Below are 15,342 nucleotides of genomic sequence, written 5' to 3' on the forward strand. Positions count from 1 at the left end.
TATATAGGAACTACTTTATTTTTTAAATATAATATAAAAATATTATATAATAAGTTTGATAGGAGGCTTATATATGAAATTATCTACCGGTTGGGAACAAGCCATATATGTCTTATTAATTTTAAACCAACTCCCTCGTCAGTCAGTAATGACATCTACCGCTTTAAGCAAGCGACTTAAAGTTTCTGATTCTTACTTAAAAAAAAATAGTAAAAGCATTAGTAAAAGAAAATTTGGTATATTCAACAACTGGTAAAAATGGAGGATTTACACTTAGAAAAAAACTCAAAGATATTACTTTTTACGATGTCTTTTTAGCTATTGAAGGTCGTGGCAATATCTTCTCAAGTCAACATTTACTTACCAACTTTTTAGGAGAAAAAGAAGGACACAAAGCACAACAATGTAACATCAGTATATCTTTAAATCATATTGAACATACATTGATTTCTACACTTTCTAATATAAATTTAGACGATATATATCAAGATATTATCAAGCTTTATAATCTTGAAGACATTACACAGTGGATAAGATTAAATAGTAAGACGCTTTAGACATCCGGATGTCTAACATCAGACAATCGTTAGTCTTACCCATAATTTACTTTAAATACATTTTGACAAATATATTTGTCAAAATGACTATAATAATTTACACTAATTGTGAGGAGATGATGATGATTGCGAAATCGATTGAAAGAATTACGAGCGAGAGAAGGTTATAATCAAACGCAACTTGCTAAAAAAGCAGGCATCTCACGTCAAACTGTATCTCTCATTGAAAGAAATGACTTTACACCTTCTATTTTAACTGCTATGAAAATAGCTCGTATTTTTAATGAACCTGTTGAATCTATCTTTATGATTGAGGAGGAAGATTTATGAAAATAGGTCGTTTTATAATCACTTTGTTAATGGGTGGACTGGTTGGAGGATGTATAGCTCTATTCATTAACTACAACCATACTTTTCACTTCTTTGGAAATTATCATTATGCTACACATTCGAATGTCATTTTAATCTCATTAATCTGTGTGGCGCTTATTCTAGTCTTAAGTATGTATTTAATTATTATTCAAAAAAAGGCCGTTCATTACAAACGTTTATCCGAAACACATATTGATGAAGATGAGGCAGATTCATATGATAAGAAAGCTAATTTAGCATATATGCAAAATTCATTTATTTATTATCTAGAATTAACAATTAGCTTTATTGCTCTTTTTATCATTGTCTTAGGAAATGGAAATTCTAGTGCTAGCAGTTGGGCATTACTTCCTTTTATGACAACGATTATTTCCTCGGTAATTACAGGATTATTTTATCGTAAATTTGATTCTCGCTATCCCAAATTAGGAGAAAAAAATTATGCTGAGAAATTAATTAATATTTTAGATGAAGGAGAACGACATATTTACTTTAACTCCTTGTTCAAAACATTCTATATTAACCTATCTTTAATTATGATTGGTGCAATATTTTTAGGCTTTTATTCATTAGAAACTGGCCATTCCCAAACATTAGGGATCTTTATTTTAATCATTTTGTTTATTTATAATGGATTTAGTCATTTATTAAAAACATATAAATTTTATCATTCATAGTTTTCATTTCTATAAAGAAAGGATCATTAGATGACACATTTACTTCAAGTACAACAACTTAATAAATCGTATAAGAATTCAAATTTCGAATTAAATGATATTTCATTTACTTTAAATCCAGGTGAGGTCATTGGCTTAATTGGTAAAAATGGATCAGGTAAATCCACACTTATTAACACATTAGTGGGTAATCGATTTAAAGATTCAGGAGAGATTTCTTTTTTCAATCAAATTATTTCCGAAAAAGATAAAGATTATAAAGAACACGTGGGTGTCGTTTTTGATGATTTACGTGTACCGAATAAATTGACAATAACAGAGATTGATAAAGTATTTTTAAATATTTTTAAACATTGGAATAGTGATCAATTTTTCAATCTTATTCAATCATTTGAATTACCTAAAAATAATCAAATTTCTACTTTTTCTAGAGGGATGCGCATGAAAGCAGCATTAGCCATCGCACTTTCTCATGAGACAAAATTATTAATCTTAGATGAAGCAACAGCTGGTATGGATGTTTCAGGACGAGAAGAAGTGTTAGAAATTCTCGAAGATTATGTATCAAAAGGGCATGGTATTTTACTTTCATCTCATATTTCAGAGGATATGGAACAACTTGCTACAAAACTTATTTTTATGCGCGATGGTCATATTCTTTTACAAGAAGACAAACATATATTACTAACTGATTATGGCATTATCGAAACAGATGAAACTTCCCCTTTAGACTTACCTCAAGAGGTAATCATTGCTTCACGAATACGTCATGGTCAACGTCAAACGTTAGTCAAGCAACGTCAACACTTTGAACAAGCACGCCCGCTTCAAAGTATTGATGATGCTACAAAATTAATTATGCGAGGTGATAAATAATGAAAGGACTTATACTTAGTAGTTTTTATGCTTCTAAAAAATCGCTCATAACCTATTTAATTATTGGTATCGTATTAAGTATTGTGTTTGCATTTTTTAGTCCAATGATGTGTTGTTTCATGCTAATGGTCATGTTATTATCTCCCGTATCAGATAACTTAAAACGTGAAAAAGATTCTAAATGGATGTACTATGTGTCTACCCTTCCTACACATAGACATACTTATGTAAAAGCATACTTTGCCTTTTATGGTTTACTCATTTTACTTGGTTTGATAATTGGCGCCATCATTTGTCTTATCGTGACTCAAGATATTATGGTTACATTATTTTCAGCATTCATAGGTATTGGGATGGCTTGTACGTATGCATTAATGTTTCCACTCACATTTAAATTTGGTCCTGAGAATTCAAATGTCATTATGCTTACTACAGCAGTTGTTGCTGTTGCATTATTTTTATCCATGTGGTTCTTTGCTATTATGCCAATACTTGTACAAGCCGGTTCAATGAGTAAAATTGCTTCAAATCCACTCGTTCTAGTAGCAACTGGTAGTTATGCATTGCTTGGCTTTATTATTTTTGTCATTTCTTATTTTTCATCACTATCTATTTTTAAGAAACAAGAACTATAATCACAAACGTGTGTTCATTGAAGAACACACGTTTGTTCTATTTTATATTTTGGTACATAACGATTAAGGAGGAAAAATTATGGATATTAAAGCAATTGAAGATTATTTAAATATTGAGTCTCAACGTTATCCTCACCCTACTTTAGATGCACTTAACTATTACATGGAACGTTTTATGCTAACCGTTCCTTTTGAAAATATTAGTGTTCAAAATAAAGAAAAGATTTCAGTCGATTTAGATCATTTATTTAATAAATTTATATATCAACATCGTGGTGGGTTTTGCTATGAAATGAACCACTTTTTCGGTAGCTACTTAGAAGCTAAAGGTTTTAAAGTGTTTCGAATGTCAGCAACCGTTCATCAGCCTAATGGCAACTACAGTCCTAAAGGATCTCATTTATCACTAGTTGTTCTTATTAACAACGTTTACTATATTGCTGATGTGGGATTTGGCGATTTACCGTTACAAGCACTCCCAATAACTTCAATTGAAGCAACACAAACTGTGTTTGAAAAGACAGGTCAATTTCGTGCCATTTTTGAAACCCCTGCGACGTATCTTCTTCAAAAACTGGAAGAAACAATGTGGGTAACACGTTATAAAGCAGAGTTTATTTCTCATGATATTCATGATTTTGATGAAATGATTAACTACAATACCTCACATCCTGAATCTATATTTGTAAAGCAACTCATGATTACAAAGCCACAACATTTCGGTCGAGCTACAATGTCTTATAATCACCTTACTCTTACTAAAAGATATAAAAAAGAGCAGTTCGCTATCACACGTGAAAATTATAAAGATTTTTTTAAGACCTATTTTAATCTTGACGTTGCTATTCTTCCTTTAGAAAAGTAAATAAATCTACTATTGTCGGGTAATAACAACAATGAGGTAAAAACTATGTCCGATATCGAAATTATTGGTGCAAAACAAAATAACTTAAAAAATATTTATCTTTGATGAACCTACAACAGGACTTCATGAAGACGATTTACCTATTCTCATTGAATGCTTTAATCATTTGATTGATGAAGGGAATACTGTCATTTTAATCGAGCATAATTTAACAATGATGACAGAAGCAGATGGGTTATTGACATTGGACCATTTGCTGGTAAACATGGAGGACAATTATTGTATGCTGGAGAACCTAAAGGACTCCTAGATATTAACAACTCTGTTACAGCAAAACATTTAAGACGATATATTGAATAATAATGATTTAACCCCCGCATGCTCTCAAACACGCGGGGGTTAACATTTACCTACACACTATTATAATAATTTATGTTGCGTCAAGAGTTCTTCTACAAACGTACCTTTTATTTTTTTCAAGAACGTGTGTAATGCAACTTGTTGTATTTTATTTTGCTCGGCTAATGTTTTCAAGTCTTTACGATCATTAAGTTCATACATCGCATCTAATAAGACACGAATATCAAATTCTGTCGCCATGACTTCTGGAACACCTCTATCTATGTCCAGTAATTGATAAACTGCTTCCATCGCTGTTCTTACAGAATATTCTGTAGTAAACACTGTATCTCTTTCTGTCTCTGCGAAGTTACCAATGAAGGCTAAGTTACGAGAGTGCTGAGGGACAACAAGTGGTCGATCGCCAATCGCTCTTGGCATGAAATATGAACAAATATAAGGCATATATACAGGAATCGTATTACAATGTTGTGTTGCGAGGCATTCTATTTGATCAATAGGTAATCCCATATGATATAACCATTCTTGACATATTTCATGACCACTACATTCAACAATCGGTTTATGGATATAATCGCCCTTCTCATCTGAATATAAAGCGTATACCCATACACTCACTTCATCTTTAGGTTGTTGTTTGAATTGTTGTTGACGATTCACAGTAAAACTCATTTGCCATTTAGAATCGTTCACTGTGATAATCCCACCTGTAACTGTTTTTCCAGCTAATGGATCCCGTTTACATAAACGTTCGATAGCTTCAATGACCGTCTTGTTATTTGTCGTTACCGTTGCTGAGACGAACCAACTTTTATCTGGCAAATCTTTATAGAATTTTTCGGGATTGCCAAACTCAGGGCTTTGTTTAGCTAAGTTCCGCCATAAATTCCAACTTCCGCCAATGTCTTTTGTAGGAGGCGCGGGTGTGTGATTATCGCCATAAGTTGAACTTTCTGTGATACTACCATTCGTAATAAATACAAGATCATCGGGTGTGAGTTGAATTGTTTCTTTATTACCATTTCGTTTTAGTTCAATTGTTTTAGCAACTTTGTCTTTGGTAGTCACATCTACTTTAACATCAAGCACTTGAACATTGTATTCAAATTGCACACCATGAGACGTTAAGTATGCAATCATAGGGCGTACGAGTGATTCATATTGATTGTATTTAGTAAATTTCAAGGCACTAAAATCAGCTAAACCTCCAATGTGATGCACAAATCTCATTAAATAACGACGCATTTCCATTGCAGAATGCCAAGGTTCAAAAGCGAACATCGTCTTCCAATAAATCCAAAAGTTTGAATTCATGAAATCCTCTGACAAGACATCTGAAATTTTCACATCATTTAAATCTTCTTCTTTCATCATACATAAATGGAGTATGTCTTTCATGGCTTGTTTAGTTAAAGTAAAGTCTCCATCTGTAGGTAATCGTTGACCCCTTTCTTCAATAACACGACATCTTGAGTAGTTTGGATCTTCTTTATTTAACCAATAAAACTCATCTAAAACTGAAGCATCTTCAATTTCAAGTGATGGGATGGAGCGGAACAAATCCCATAAACACTCAAAATGATTTTCCATTTCTCTACCACCACGCATAACGTAGCCTTTCATTGGAAGTTCAGTACCATCCAAACTTCCACCAGATTTAGATAATTCTTCTAAAATGTGAATGTTTGACCCATCCATTTGCCCATCTCTAATTAAAAAACATGCAGCAGCTAAAGATGCTAATCCAGAGCCAATAAGATAAGCAGATTTTTGTGCAACATATTCAGGTTTTTTCGGACATGCAAATGCTTCATAATTTCCATTACTATAGTACATATGATTCACTTCCCATTTTATTTATATTTTTAAGTAATCTATGAAAAGTAGTAAACTATAAGTAAATGCTTTAGAAATTAATCTACCCTTCTCTTATATTATAATCATTTTATAAAATATTATTGTGAGTCAGTTAAGCAAAAATGTAACTTAAGTGACATTTTTGATAAAATGTCCTAAATAAGAGGTGAACAGCATGAATAATCAAGATTTACGTGTACAACGAACAAAAAAAGCACTCATTACTACGTTCTCAGATTTGCTTGAAACGAAATCTTTTGACAATATCACCATTCAAGATTTATGCGAAAAAGCAAATGTACGTCGTTCTACATTTTACCGTCATTTCAATGATAAGTATGATTTACTTAATCATATTGTTGGTACATTAATTGAATATTTTCGAACGTTACATTTGCCTGAAATTGATCCAAAAGATCCGAGACAATTTTTCAATAAATTTATGAAAGATATTTTACTTTTCATTAGTGATAACAAAGCAATGGTAAAAAGTGTCATTTCTATCAATATTTATAGTGAAGTTTATCAAATTTTATATAATCAAATTTATGCAGTGGTTAAACGACAAATTGAATTTGATAAACAAATTGGACAATTTTATATAGATGAGTTCATTTATGGAGAATTTCTAACTGGAGGCATTTTAAGCGTTATTCTAAACTGGATTCAGTATGGCCAACAATCCATTGATGAAGTGTCTTCAGATATCGTTACCATGATTTGTGGAGCGAGAGAAGTTCATTTAAAGTTATTAAAATAAAACAAGAGCGGGAAACAAATATCGTACTGACTTATTAAATTGTTTGATATTAATCTCACATTTAATAGTACGTTAAAGTGTATCCCGCTTTTATTTAGAACCATTTCCATACTTTTTTAGCATTTACTCGCGGATAAGTCGTTTCTGGTAAGAAATCACGTTTATAGTGCACATAGGCTTTTCCATCTTTATTGATTCGTATATCCCATTTTTTATTATCTTTAGGAACGGTATCATATAAATTTTTATCTACTTTATATGTCTTACCGTCAATCTTATGTTCTCCTTTAGATAACACTTTTTTGTATTCATATTCTTTACGATAATGTTTAAAAATCGCATTCCCTATTCGATTACGATTGTATTTGGCATTATTATCCATATACGGTGCCACATTCATAACCACTTCATTGAGTCGAAGGTAATTCTGTTGATTAGTTAAAGCAATATTATATCCTTTATCACTCGTACCCGTTTTCAATCCATCTGTACCTTTTAAGTAAAGTGGCTTATGTTTAATTGATAAATTAGTATTGTTAAAAGTATAACCTTTTTGAGTATCTTGACTAAGTTGCGTTATGTTTAAAATTTTTGGATGTTTGGCGATTAAGTGATGAGATAATATCGCAATATCTTCTGCCGTACTTTTAGGATAAATATCCTGTTTATATTTCTTTGGTGCTTGTTGTCCAAGTAAATCATTAGCAGCACCTGCTGGGTTCACAAAATATGTATGCTTCATATGAAAAGCCTTAGCTTGCGCATTCATTTTGTCTGTGAACGTTGACGTATTGCCACTCACTTGTTCTCCTAAAATCATCGCAGCTGAATTGCTTGAAGGTAAGGCTGCCTGTACTAATAAATCTTTAATAGTATATATTTGACCTTGATTTAAAGGGACAGACGTTAAATTTGGCTTTTTAGATAATTGATCATATGCGCTCGTGATTTTAACTTTATCGTCTAACTTAAGTTTTCCTTGATGAACTGCTTCTAATGTTAAATAGATGGTCATCATTTTAGACAAAGAAGCAGGATCCGCTTCTTTATTTCCTTGGAAATTATATAATATTTGGCCTTGTTGTGTCGTAAGCGTTACACCATCAGGTTCATAATTTGAACTTACTGCGACATTACTTTCTTTATTTGTAATATCAACAGGTGTTTCTGCTGCATGAGAGATTGAAGTTCCTAATAATGTAAATAAACTAAGTATTCCAATACTTTGTGTTACTTTCAAAAACATTATATTACCTACTTTTTATTTTTATAATATTGTATAATATATTTTATAACAACTTTATAGGCGAATTACAACTAAGTATCTAATATATATCCTTTAATTATAAAATAAAGAAGAGTTGAACAAATGGTCTTACGAAGTTTGTCCAACTCTTTTGTTTATAGCATACTATTGATAGGATTTATCTCCTTTAAAATATTGACGATCTTTCTCACTATACACCTTACTCGGATCTAAAAATGGCTTTAATTTATATTTAAAATCATATAAATTTAACCCATCAATCGCAACACGATCTTGATAGACACTATCATTGACGATATCTGTAAAATTATTTGGTCCTACACCTGCTAAAAATTTAAATCCTTCATCATGAACAAGATATTGATATGCTTTAGAACCTCTATCTTGAGCACCGTGTGGATATATAAATAAATCTGTTTTTCCTATAATTGGCTCTACTTCTTTTTTCCAACGTTTCGTGTCACGAACAATTTGATGATATGAGCTATTTGCAAAATCGATATGTCCCCATGAATGACTTGCAAATGTCCAACCATCTCGTTTCATTGCTTTGACTACTTTTTCAGCCTCTTTTTTACGTTTTGGGTAATCTTTATTATTTAACTCATTTGTTCGATAACCTAACACGCCATTATATCCTGTTAGCGCAACGACGCCTTTTTGACCATTGAGTGAAAAGTCAGGATGGTCTTTCACGAATTGATTCAATATAGGTACAATATCATTTGTTTCACTTGTTGTTACCTTACCATTTTTATCTTTAGTTTCAGAAACGACGTGTTGTTTCTGATCTAGCACTAAACGATCTGCATATCCATGACCTCTCATGTACTCATAATAATTCATATCATCAATGGATAAAATTAATGGTTTCTTACCCTTAGGTAATTTTAATTCTTTTCTAGTAACTGTCTTCCCTTTTAAATCATAAGCCTCATGTGGATTTATTAATATGTAATGGTGTTTATAAAGTTCATTTAATGAACGCTTAAACTCATCAGCTGTAATCATCCAATCAAAATTACCCTTAGCTTGATTCTTCTCTTGTGTAAAAGCGACTTTAGGTTCAGTAATCACTGGATGATAAAATACATGTGCAATATCACCTTGATACACTTGCCAATCTTTTTTATTCTGAGTACTTTTTTTCGTATACATATTTGCAATGTTTTCTTTATCTTTGTTAGTGTCTTTCTTTGATGATGACAATGTTGAAAATTGACATGCACATAAAAATATAGATATTAAAACAATAAGCGTGCTAAGTAAATATGTCTTAGTCATATAGTTACTCCTTTAATTTATAGAAATATTATAATACCTTCCAACATTATATAATAATTTTATATTATTTATAATAGATGTGTTTCAACTTTTGAATACGCTTATTTTAAAATAGACTTAACACGTTTATATACAAAACCTACATATCTAAATCTTGAGCTATATCATTTATTGTGGGCATACCACCTTGTGCGCCAAGTGCTGTAACTGAATGACTAGCGGCGACATTAGCAAATGCAATAGCTTTAGCAAGTGAATAGTCTTTTTGTAATCCGACTGCAAGCGCACCATTAAATGTATCCCCTGCCCCTGTTGTATCTTTTACTTCTCGTTCAATACCTTGAATTTCAACTTGTTCTATACCATCGTAAAATACAGCGCCCAATGCACCTTGTGTCACAATCAGTTTATCAGGATAACGTTCTAAAGCTTGTTCAATGTCTCCTTCAAACATATTTTCACTTTCAGTTTCATTTGGTGTTAAGTATGTCACTTGTTCCAATATATCATCTGAAATGTCTCTATATGGAGCTGGATTTAAAATAGAAGTGAGTTCATGTTCATAGCAATAATGAACAGCGTGAGCGACAACGTCAGCTGGAATCTCTTGTTGAAGTAACACAATATCTCCTTTATTTGCTTTTGACAAAGCTGAGTCTACCAAAGAAACTGTCACTTTATGATTTGCTGAAGGGACAACAATAATACTATTGTCATTATCAGCTAGGGTAATGTGAGCAGTACCTGAAGGTCCTTCTACTTTTTTTACATATTCAACATTTACATAATTATGCTTTAGATTTTCAAGAATTTGTTTACCTAACGTATCATCGCCAATACACCCTACCATGTGAACATGGTCACCTAACCTTGCTGCTGCCACTGCTTGATTCGCGCCTTTACCACCTGGTGTAGTGAAAAATGTATTTCCTAATACGGTTTCACCTTTACTTGGCACTTGGTCAGTCGACACAACCAAATCCATCGACATACTTCCCACAACATAAATACGTTTCATACTAACCCTCTCCTTTTTCTTTCTCATCCATATCATATCTAAATTAGCATAAATAATAAAAAAGAGTGAGATAACACATTCAAAAATAAATGCGATCTCACTCTCAATAATATGTTCTAGATTTTAACTTCATGCTGCTCTTTACCAGCAAACATCACAAGCCACGTTGCAAAAATAAATGGAGCAGTGAAAATAGGAAGACCAATTGGGGCTAATGTTGTAGCTAATGCACCATGCATCACTACTGTTAATAATAAGCCAGTAATCACTGCAAGGATCGGATTGAATTTTGTTTTAAATGTTGCACCCAACGCAATACCCGTTAATATTGAGTTATAGCCGTACAATCCATCCGTAATAGTGGGATAGTCTCCACCTAGTAATGTGATACATACCACTGCTAAAATACTTGATACTATCGCATAGATACCGCCTTTTACTGAACCAATAAAAATGCCAATAATAATTAACAGACTACCCATCATTGATGTCACTAAGAAAATTTCACTAAAGTTTGTAATCATACCGCTAATAAAATTCACATGTGAATGACTGATGTCTGGATGTTTAATTTTAGTAGGCAAAATATCTATTGTGATATGCATTTTTGAAAATTGCATGCCCATTGCTAAAATTAACCAAGTCATAAAGACAAATGGAAAAGTTAACATGGGTAGACCATATGGTTTTAAAATTTCTCGGATTGCAGCTCCAACTGGTAAAGTAAGAGTGGTCGCCACAATAAGTACAATCCAGTTCATTAAAGATACTTCTAAGAATAATGCTAACCCGATTGCTGTTAATACTGAATTGTATCCAGCTAATCCATCATGGATTTCATCCTCACTATAATTAAAGTACGGCGCTAGAACAAGTGCAATGAGACTTCCCACTGCTGCCCCTAATCCAACTTTCCAATTTGCAATAAATAATCCTATAAGAATACACAGCCCTGACCATTTATTATTCATAAATACGACTTGAGCAATATTTTTTAAGAAAATCTCTACATATTTCATAAACTCACCTTTATTATTTTATTCATTTCCTTTCTAATTATTATACCTTTTAAACACTTTTGTAACATTAAAAATATATACAAATTTAATTTAAAAAGTGATTTTAAATAAATTTAAAAGATAAATTACTTGTTAAAAATATTCTACAGTTTTATGATTAATGTTGCAGTACTTATTTTTAAAAGAAAGAAGGTATAACAGTGCATTTTACTCAACGGGAACAAGATAAATTAATGATCGTGGTAGCTGCTGAAGTAGCGCGTCGACGTAAAGCACGTGGCTTAAAATTAAATTATCCAGAAGCATTAGCACTTATTAGTGATGAATTACTAGAAGGTGCACGTGATGGTAAAACTGTAGCTGATTTAATGAGTTACGGTAAACAAATTTTAAATAAAGATGATGTCATGGAAGGCGTTGATAGCATGTTGACTGATATTGAAATTGAAGCAACATTCCCAGATGGAACTAAATTAATCACTATTCATCATCCAATCGTGTAAGGAGGATTTTTAAATGAAACCTGGTGAAATTAAAATAAAAAATACAGAAGTTGAAATTAATCAAGGTCATTTTGAAACAGTGATCAATGTTAAAAATACTGGAGACCGTCCAATTCAAGTTGGTTCACATTTCCATTTCTTTGAAGCCAATGAAGGTTTAAAATTTGATCGAGAAAAAGCATATGGGAAACACTTAGATATTCCTGCTGGTGCTGCTGTTCGTTTTGAACCTGGTGATGAGAAAAAAGTTCAACTCGTTGAATATGCTGGTAACCGTAAAATTTATGGTTTCAGAGGTTTAGTTAACGGTGAAATTGACGAAGATCGCGTTTATCGTCCAACTGGTGAAAATGATGAATATGCTGCGCCAAAAGGTGATAATGGCGAAAAAAATGTGAACAAAATGGGAGGTAAACAGTAATGAGCTTTAAAATGACTCAATCTCAGTATACAAGTTTATATGGTCCAACTGTTGGCGATGCAGTACGACTAGGTGACACTAACTTATTTGCAACTGTTGAAAAAGATTATGCAAATTACGGTGAAGAAGCAACGTTTGGTGGCGGTAAATCTATTCGTGATGGCATGGCTCAAAACCCTAACGTTACACGTGATGACCGCAAAGTGGCTGACTTAGTATTAACAAATGCATTAATTATAGATTATGACAAAATTGTTAAAGCAGATATCGGTGTTAAAAATGGTTATATCTTTGCCATTGGTAAAGCAGGTAACCCTGATATCATGGATAACGTAGATATTATTATTGGTTCAACAACTGATATTATCTCTGCTGAAGGTAAAATCGTAACAGCTGGTGGTATCGATACACATGTTCACTTTATTAACCCCGAACAAGCAGAAGTTGCGCTTGAAAGTGGTGTGACAACACATATCGGTGGTGGTACGGGTGCATCAGAAGGTGCAAAAGCTACAACCGTTACACCTGGACCTTGGCATATCCATCGTATGCTAGAAGCTGCTGAAGATTTACCAATTAATGTTGGTTTCACTGGTAAAGGACAAGCTGTAAACCACACTGCATTAATTGAACAAATTCATGCTGGTGTGATCGGTTTAAAAGTACATGAAGACTGGGGTGCAACTCCTTCAGCGTTAAGTCATGCATTGGATGTAGCAGATGAATTTGATGTACAAATTGCTCTACATGCTGATACATTAAATGAAGCAGGGTTCATGGAAGATACAATGGCCGCTGTAAAAGACCGTGTTTTACACATGTACCATACAGAAGGTGCTGGCGGTGGACATGCGCCAGATTTAATTAAATCTGCATCGTATCCGAATATTTTACCTTCATCTACAAACCCAACATTACCTTACACACATAATACTGTAGATGAACATTTAGATATGGTTATGATTACACACCATTTAAATGCATCTATCCCTGAAGATATTGCTTTCGCAGACTCACGTATTCGTAAAGAAACGATTGCAGCTGAAGACGTATTACAAGATATGGGTGTATTTAGCATGGTAAGTTCTGACTCTCAAGCTATGGGACGTGTGGGTGAAGTCATTACACGTACATGGCAAGTAGCTCATCGTATGAAAGAACAACGTGGTGCTCTAGAAGGTGATACTGACTATAACGATAACAATCGTATTAAACGTTATATCGCAAAATATACAATTAACCCTGCGATTACACATGGTATTTCTGACTATGTTGGATCAATCGAAAAAGGTAAATTAGCTGACTTAGTTCTATGGAATCCAGCTTTCTTCGGTATAAAACCTGAACTTGTTGTTAAAGGTGGATTGATTAACTCAGCTGTGAATGGTGATGCAAATGCTTCTATTCCAACATCAGAGCCTATGAAATATCGTAAAATGTATGGTCAATATGGTGCAAATAAACAACACACTGCGATTACATTCGTTTCTAAAACAGCATACGAAAATGGTATTTATAACCAACTAAACTTAGAACGTATGGTTCGACCAGTCCATGGTATCCGTAATCTTACTAAAAAAGATATGAAAAATAACGATGCAACACCTAAATTAGATGTTGATCCACAAACATATGAAGTATTTGTAGATGGTGAAAAAATCACAAGTGAACCAGCAACTGAATTACCATTAGCACAAAGATACTTCTTATTCTAGGAGGTACTCAGATGATAGTAGAAGACATTCAAGGCAATATCGCTAACCTTTCTGCAGAGGAAAAACAAAAGCATGTAGAAAAAGTATATCTTGAAAACTCTGATCTGGTTAAACGTATTCAACGTGTCACAACAGATCACGGTAATGAAATCGGTATTCGTTTAAAACAACCTATCGATTTACAATATGGCGATATTTTATATCAAGATGACAACAATATGATTGTAGTAGATGTAAACTCGGAAGATTTACTTGTCATTAAGCCGCGTAACATACAAGAAATGGGAGATATTGCGCATCAATTAGGTAATCGTCATTTACCTGCGCAATTCACAGAAACTGAAATGCTTGTACAATATGACTACCTAGTAGAAGATTTATTAAAAACGCTAGGTATTCCCTATAGCCATGAAGATCGAAAAGTGAATAAAGCCTTCAGACATATAGGTCACTCACATGATTAATCATTCACATTTACGACTATTTCAGTTCTGTGATTCACAATTCCCTACTGGCGCATTTAGTCATTCATTTGGACTAGAAACGTATATTCAACGTCAGACAGTTCATGATGCTACATCATTTAGAGAATGGTTAGAACTCTTTCTAAATGAGCAGTTAACCTATTCAGATGGCCTTGCAATGCGTTTAGTTTATAACGCTTTAAATAATGGTGATACAGAAAAAGTATTACACCTTGATCAATTAATTTATGTCCAAAGTTTACCAAGAGAAACACGTGTAGGTACTAAACAAATGGGTACACGTATGGTAAAACTTGCTATAGAACTTTATGATAGTCCATGGATTAATTGGTATCATCAACAAATGAAAGATAAACGTGCAAAACTGCATCCAGCTATTTGTTTTACAATGCTAGGACATTATTTAGGCGTCGATATTGAAACGATTATTGATTACTATCTATATCAGAATGTTTCCAGTTTAACGCAAAATGCAGTACGTGCAATTCCCTTAGGTCAAACAATAGGACAACAAGTTGTGACGGAGATGATTCCACATATCGAACGGACACGACAACACATTCTCACATTAAGCGAAGAAGATTTCGGTTTAACAGCTCCTGGCTTAGAACTGAATCAAATGGAGCATGAAAACGTAAACGTGAGAATCTTTATTTCATAGGAGGTAATAT

18 protein-coding genes and 1 pseudogene are annotated in these 15,342 nt (G+C 33.0%); 14 read left to right on the plus strand and 5 right to left on the minus strand.

The features are described 5' to 3' along the window. The first annotated feature begins 73 nt into the window (after positions 1-73). From HMPREF2578_RS11405 to HMPREF2578_RS11410, 8 genes and pseudogenes are all read left to right on the plus strand, one after another. Positions 74-256 carry a hypothetical protein gene (locus tag HMPREF2578_RS11405; RefSeq protein WP_256275863.1) on the plus strand — a complete coding sequence of 61 codons (183 nt, stop codon included), beginning with the start codon at positions 74-76 and terminating at the stop codon, positions 254-256. Then, positions 234-557 carry an Rrf2 family transcriptional regulator gene (locus HMPREF2578_RS10210; protein WP_256275864.1) on the plus strand — a complete coding sequence of 108 codons (324 nt, stop codon included), beginning with the start codon at positions 234-236 and terminating at the stop codon, positions 555-557. The genes HMPREF2578_RS11405 and HMPREF2578_RS10210 overlap by 23 nt, the downstream gene beginning before the upstream one ends. 126 nt (positions 558-683) lie before the next feature. Beyond that, on the plus strand, positions 684-887 hold the full coding sequence (locus HMPREF2578_RS10215; protein ID WP_049334900.1) for a helix-turn-helix transcriptional regulator: 204 nt from the start codon (positions 684-686) through the stop codon (positions 885-887). Next, positions 884-1,606 carry a DUF3169 family protein gene (locus HMPREF2578_RS10220; protein WP_061544109.1) on the plus strand — a complete coding sequence of 241 codons (723 nt, stop codon included), beginning with the start codon at positions 884-886 and terminating at the stop codon, positions 1,604-1,606. The genes HMPREF2578_RS10215 and HMPREF2578_RS10220 overlap by 4 nt, the downstream gene beginning before the upstream one ends. 30 nt (positions 1,607-1,636) lie before the next feature. Further along, entirely contained in the window at positions 1,637-2,482 is an 846-nt protein-coding gene (locus HMPREF2578_RS10225; RefSeq protein WP_002449350.1) for an ABC transporter ATP-binding protein, read from the plus strand. Beyond that, positions 2,482-3,117: an ABC-2 transporter permease gene (locus HMPREF2578_RS10230; RefSeq protein ID WP_070508468.1), complete on the plus strand. Its 636-nt coding sequence runs from the start codon at positions 2,482-2,484 to the stop codon at positions 3,115-3,117. The genes HMPREF2578_RS10225 and HMPREF2578_RS10230 overlap by 1 nt, the downstream gene beginning before the upstream one ends. Positions 3,118-3,196: 79 nt before the next feature. After that, positions 3,197-3,982, plus strand: coding sequence for an arylamine N-acetyltransferase (locus HMPREF2578_RS10235; protein WP_061544110.1), 786 nt, complete (start codon positions 3,197-3,199; stop codon positions 3,980-3,982). Between the two features lie 91 nt (positions 3,983-4,073). Further along, positions 4,074-4,342, plus strand: a pseudogene (locus tag HMPREF2578_RS11410) (excinuclease ABC subunit UvrA); the annotation flags it as partial. Between the two features lie 60 nt (positions 4,343-4,402). Here HMPREF2578_RS11410 and HMPREF2578_RS10245 read toward each other — a convergent pair. Then, positions 4,403-6,178 carry an oleate hydratase gene (locus HMPREF2578_RS10245; protein WP_049379395.1) on the minus strand — a complete coding sequence of 592 codons (1,776 nt, stop codon included), beginning with the start codon at positions 6,176-6,178 and terminating at the stop codon, positions 4,403-4,405. 196 nt (positions 6,179-6,374) lie between these two features. Between HMPREF2578_RS10245 and HMPREF2578_RS10250 the strand changes: the two genes are divergently transcribed. Then, positions 6,375-6,959, plus strand: coding sequence for a TetR/AcrR family transcriptional regulator (locus tag HMPREF2578_RS10250; RefSeq protein ID WP_048761900.1), 585 nt, complete (start codon positions 6,375-6,377; stop codon positions 6,957-6,959). A 94-nt stretch (positions 6,960-7,053) separates the two neighbouring features. On the opposite strand, the gene pbp4 is transcribed toward HMPREF2578_RS10250, so the two are convergent. The 4 genes from pbp4 to yut form a co-directional block, all read right to left on the minus strand. Continuing rightward, the gene (gene pbp4, locus HMPREF2578_RS10255; protein ID WP_049379394.1) at positions 7,054-8,205 is read right to left on the minus strand and encodes a penicillin-binding protein PBP4; all 1,152 of its coding nucleotides are present in this window, start codon (positions 8,203-8,205) and stop codon (positions 7,054-7,056) included. A gap of 165 nt (positions 8,206-8,370) precedes the next feature. Continuing rightward, entirely contained in the window at positions 8,371-9,510 is a 1,140-nt protein-coding gene (locus HMPREF2578_RS10260) for a polysaccharide deacetylase family protein (protein WP_049379393.1), read from the minus strand. 139 nt (positions 9,511-9,649) lie between these two features. Further along, positions 9,650-10,528 carry a ribokinase gene (locus tag HMPREF2578_RS10265; protein WP_048683236.1) on the minus strand — a complete coding sequence of 293 codons (879 nt, stop codon included), beginning with the start codon at positions 10,526-10,528 and terminating at the stop codon, positions 9,650-9,652. 116 nt (positions 10,529-10,644) lie between these two features. After that, entirely contained in the window at positions 10,645-11,547 is a 903-nt protein-coding gene (gene yut / locus HMPREF2578_RS10270; RefSeq protein WP_048683235.1) for an urea transporter, read from the minus strand. Positions 11,548-11,747: 200 nt separating this feature from the next. Between yut and HMPREF2578_RS10275 the strand changes: the two genes are divergently transcribed. The 5 genes from HMPREF2578_RS10275 to HMPREF2578_RS10295 are packed head-to-tail and all read left to right on the plus strand — an operon-like array spanning position 11,748 to position 15,332. Next, complete coding sequence (locus HMPREF2578_RS10275; RefSeq protein WP_002449337.1) at positions 11,748-12,050, plus strand: urease subunit gamma; 303 nt, start codon at positions 11,748-11,750, stop codon at positions 12,048-12,050. A 13-nt stretch (positions 12,051-12,063) separates the two neighbouring features. Further along, complete coding sequence (locus HMPREF2578_RS10280) at positions 12,064-12,471, plus strand: urease subunit beta (RefSeq protein WP_017175515.1); 408 nt, start codon at positions 12,064-12,066, stop codon at positions 12,469-12,471. Beyond that, complete coding sequence (ureC, locus tag HMPREF2578_RS10285) at positions 12,471-14,186, plus strand: urease subunit alpha (RefSeq protein ID WP_017175516.1); 1,716 nt, start codon at positions 12,471-12,473, stop codon at positions 14,184-14,186. Before HMPREF2578_RS10280 ends, ureC begins: the two co-directional genes overlap by 1 nt. An 11-nt stretch (positions 14,187-14,197) precedes the next feature. Continuing rightward, complete coding sequence (gene ureE / locus HMPREF2578_RS10290; RefSeq protein ID WP_002449547.1) at positions 14,198-14,650, plus strand: urease accessory protein UreE; 453 nt, start codon at positions 14,198-14,200, stop codon at positions 14,648-14,650. Beyond that, the gene (locus HMPREF2578_RS10295) at positions 14,643-15,332 is read left to right on the plus strand and encodes an urease accessory protein UreF (protein WP_017175517.1); all 690 of its coding nucleotides are present in this window, start codon (positions 14,643-14,645) and stop codon (positions 15,330-15,332) included. Before ureE ends, HMPREF2578_RS10295 begins: the two co-directional genes overlap by 8 nt. Positions 15,333-15,342 lie beyond the last annotated feature (10 nt).

The sequence above is a fragment of the Staphylococcus sp. HMSC072H03 genome (assembly GCF_001809305.1).
Classification (GTDB): Bacteria; Bacillota; Bacilli; order Staphylococcales; family Staphylococcaceae; genus Staphylococcus; species Staphylococcus hominis.

Bases quoted from the DNA above. Each gene is read 5' to 3' on its own strand.
- HMPREF2578_RS11405 (WP_256275863.1), top strand. From the start codon at position 74: ATGAAATTATCTACCGGTTGGGAACAAGCCATATATGTCTTATTAATT.
- HMPREF2578_RS10225 (WP_002449350.1), top strand. From the start codon at position 1,637: ATGACACATTTACTTCAAGTACAACAACTTAATAAATCGTATAAGAAT.
- yut (WP_048683235.1), bottom strand. From the start codon at position 11,547: ATGAAATATGTAGAGATTTTCTTAAAAAATATTGCTCAAGTCGTATTT.
- HMPREF2578_RS10265 (WP_048683236.1), bottom strand. From the start codon at position 10,528: ATGAAACGTATTTATGTTGTGGGAAGTATGTCGATGGATTTGGTTGTG.
- HMPREF2578_RS10260 (WP_049379393.1), bottom strand. From the start codon at position 9,510: ATGACTAAGACATATTTACTTAGCACGCTTATTGTTTTAATATCTATA.
- HMPREF2578_RS10220 (WP_061544109.1), top strand. From the start codon at position 884: ATGAAAATAGGTCGTTTTATAATCACTTTGTTAATGGGTGGACTGGTT.
- HMPREF2578_RS10245 (WP_049379395.1), bottom strand. From the start codon at position 6,178: ATGTACTATAGTAATGGAAATTATGAAGCATTTGCATGTCCGAAAAAA.
- pbp4 (WP_049379394.1), bottom strand. From the start codon at position 8,205: ATGTTTTTGAAAGTAACACAAAGTATTGGAATACTTAGTTTATTTACA.
- HMPREF2578_RS10280 (WP_017175515.1), top strand. From the start codon at position 12,064: ATGAAACCTGGTGAAATTAAAATAAAAAATACAGAAGTTGAAATTAAT.
- HMPREF2578_RS10230 (WP_070508468.1), top strand. From the start codon at position 2,482: ATGAAAGGACTTATACTTAGTAGTTTTTATGCTTCTAAAAAATCGCTC.
- HMPREF2578_RS10295 (WP_017175517.1), top strand. From the start codon at position 14,643: ATGATTAATCATTCACATTTACGACTATTTCAGTTCTGTGATTCACAA.
- HMPREF2578_RS10250 (WP_048761900.1), top strand. From the start codon at position 6,375: ATGAATAATCAAGATTTACGTGTACAACGAACAAAAAAAGCACTCATT.
- ureE (WP_002449547.1), top strand. From the start codon at position 14,198: ATGATAGTAGAAGACATTCAAGGCAATATCGCTAACCTTTCTGCAGAG.
- ureC (WP_017175516.1), top strand. From the start codon at position 12,471: ATGAGCTTTAAAATGACTCAATCTCAGTATACAAGTTTATATGGTCCA.
- HMPREF2578_RS10235 (WP_061544110.1), top strand. From the start codon at position 3,197: ATGGATATTAAAGCAATTGAAGATTATTTAAATATTGAGTCTCAACGT.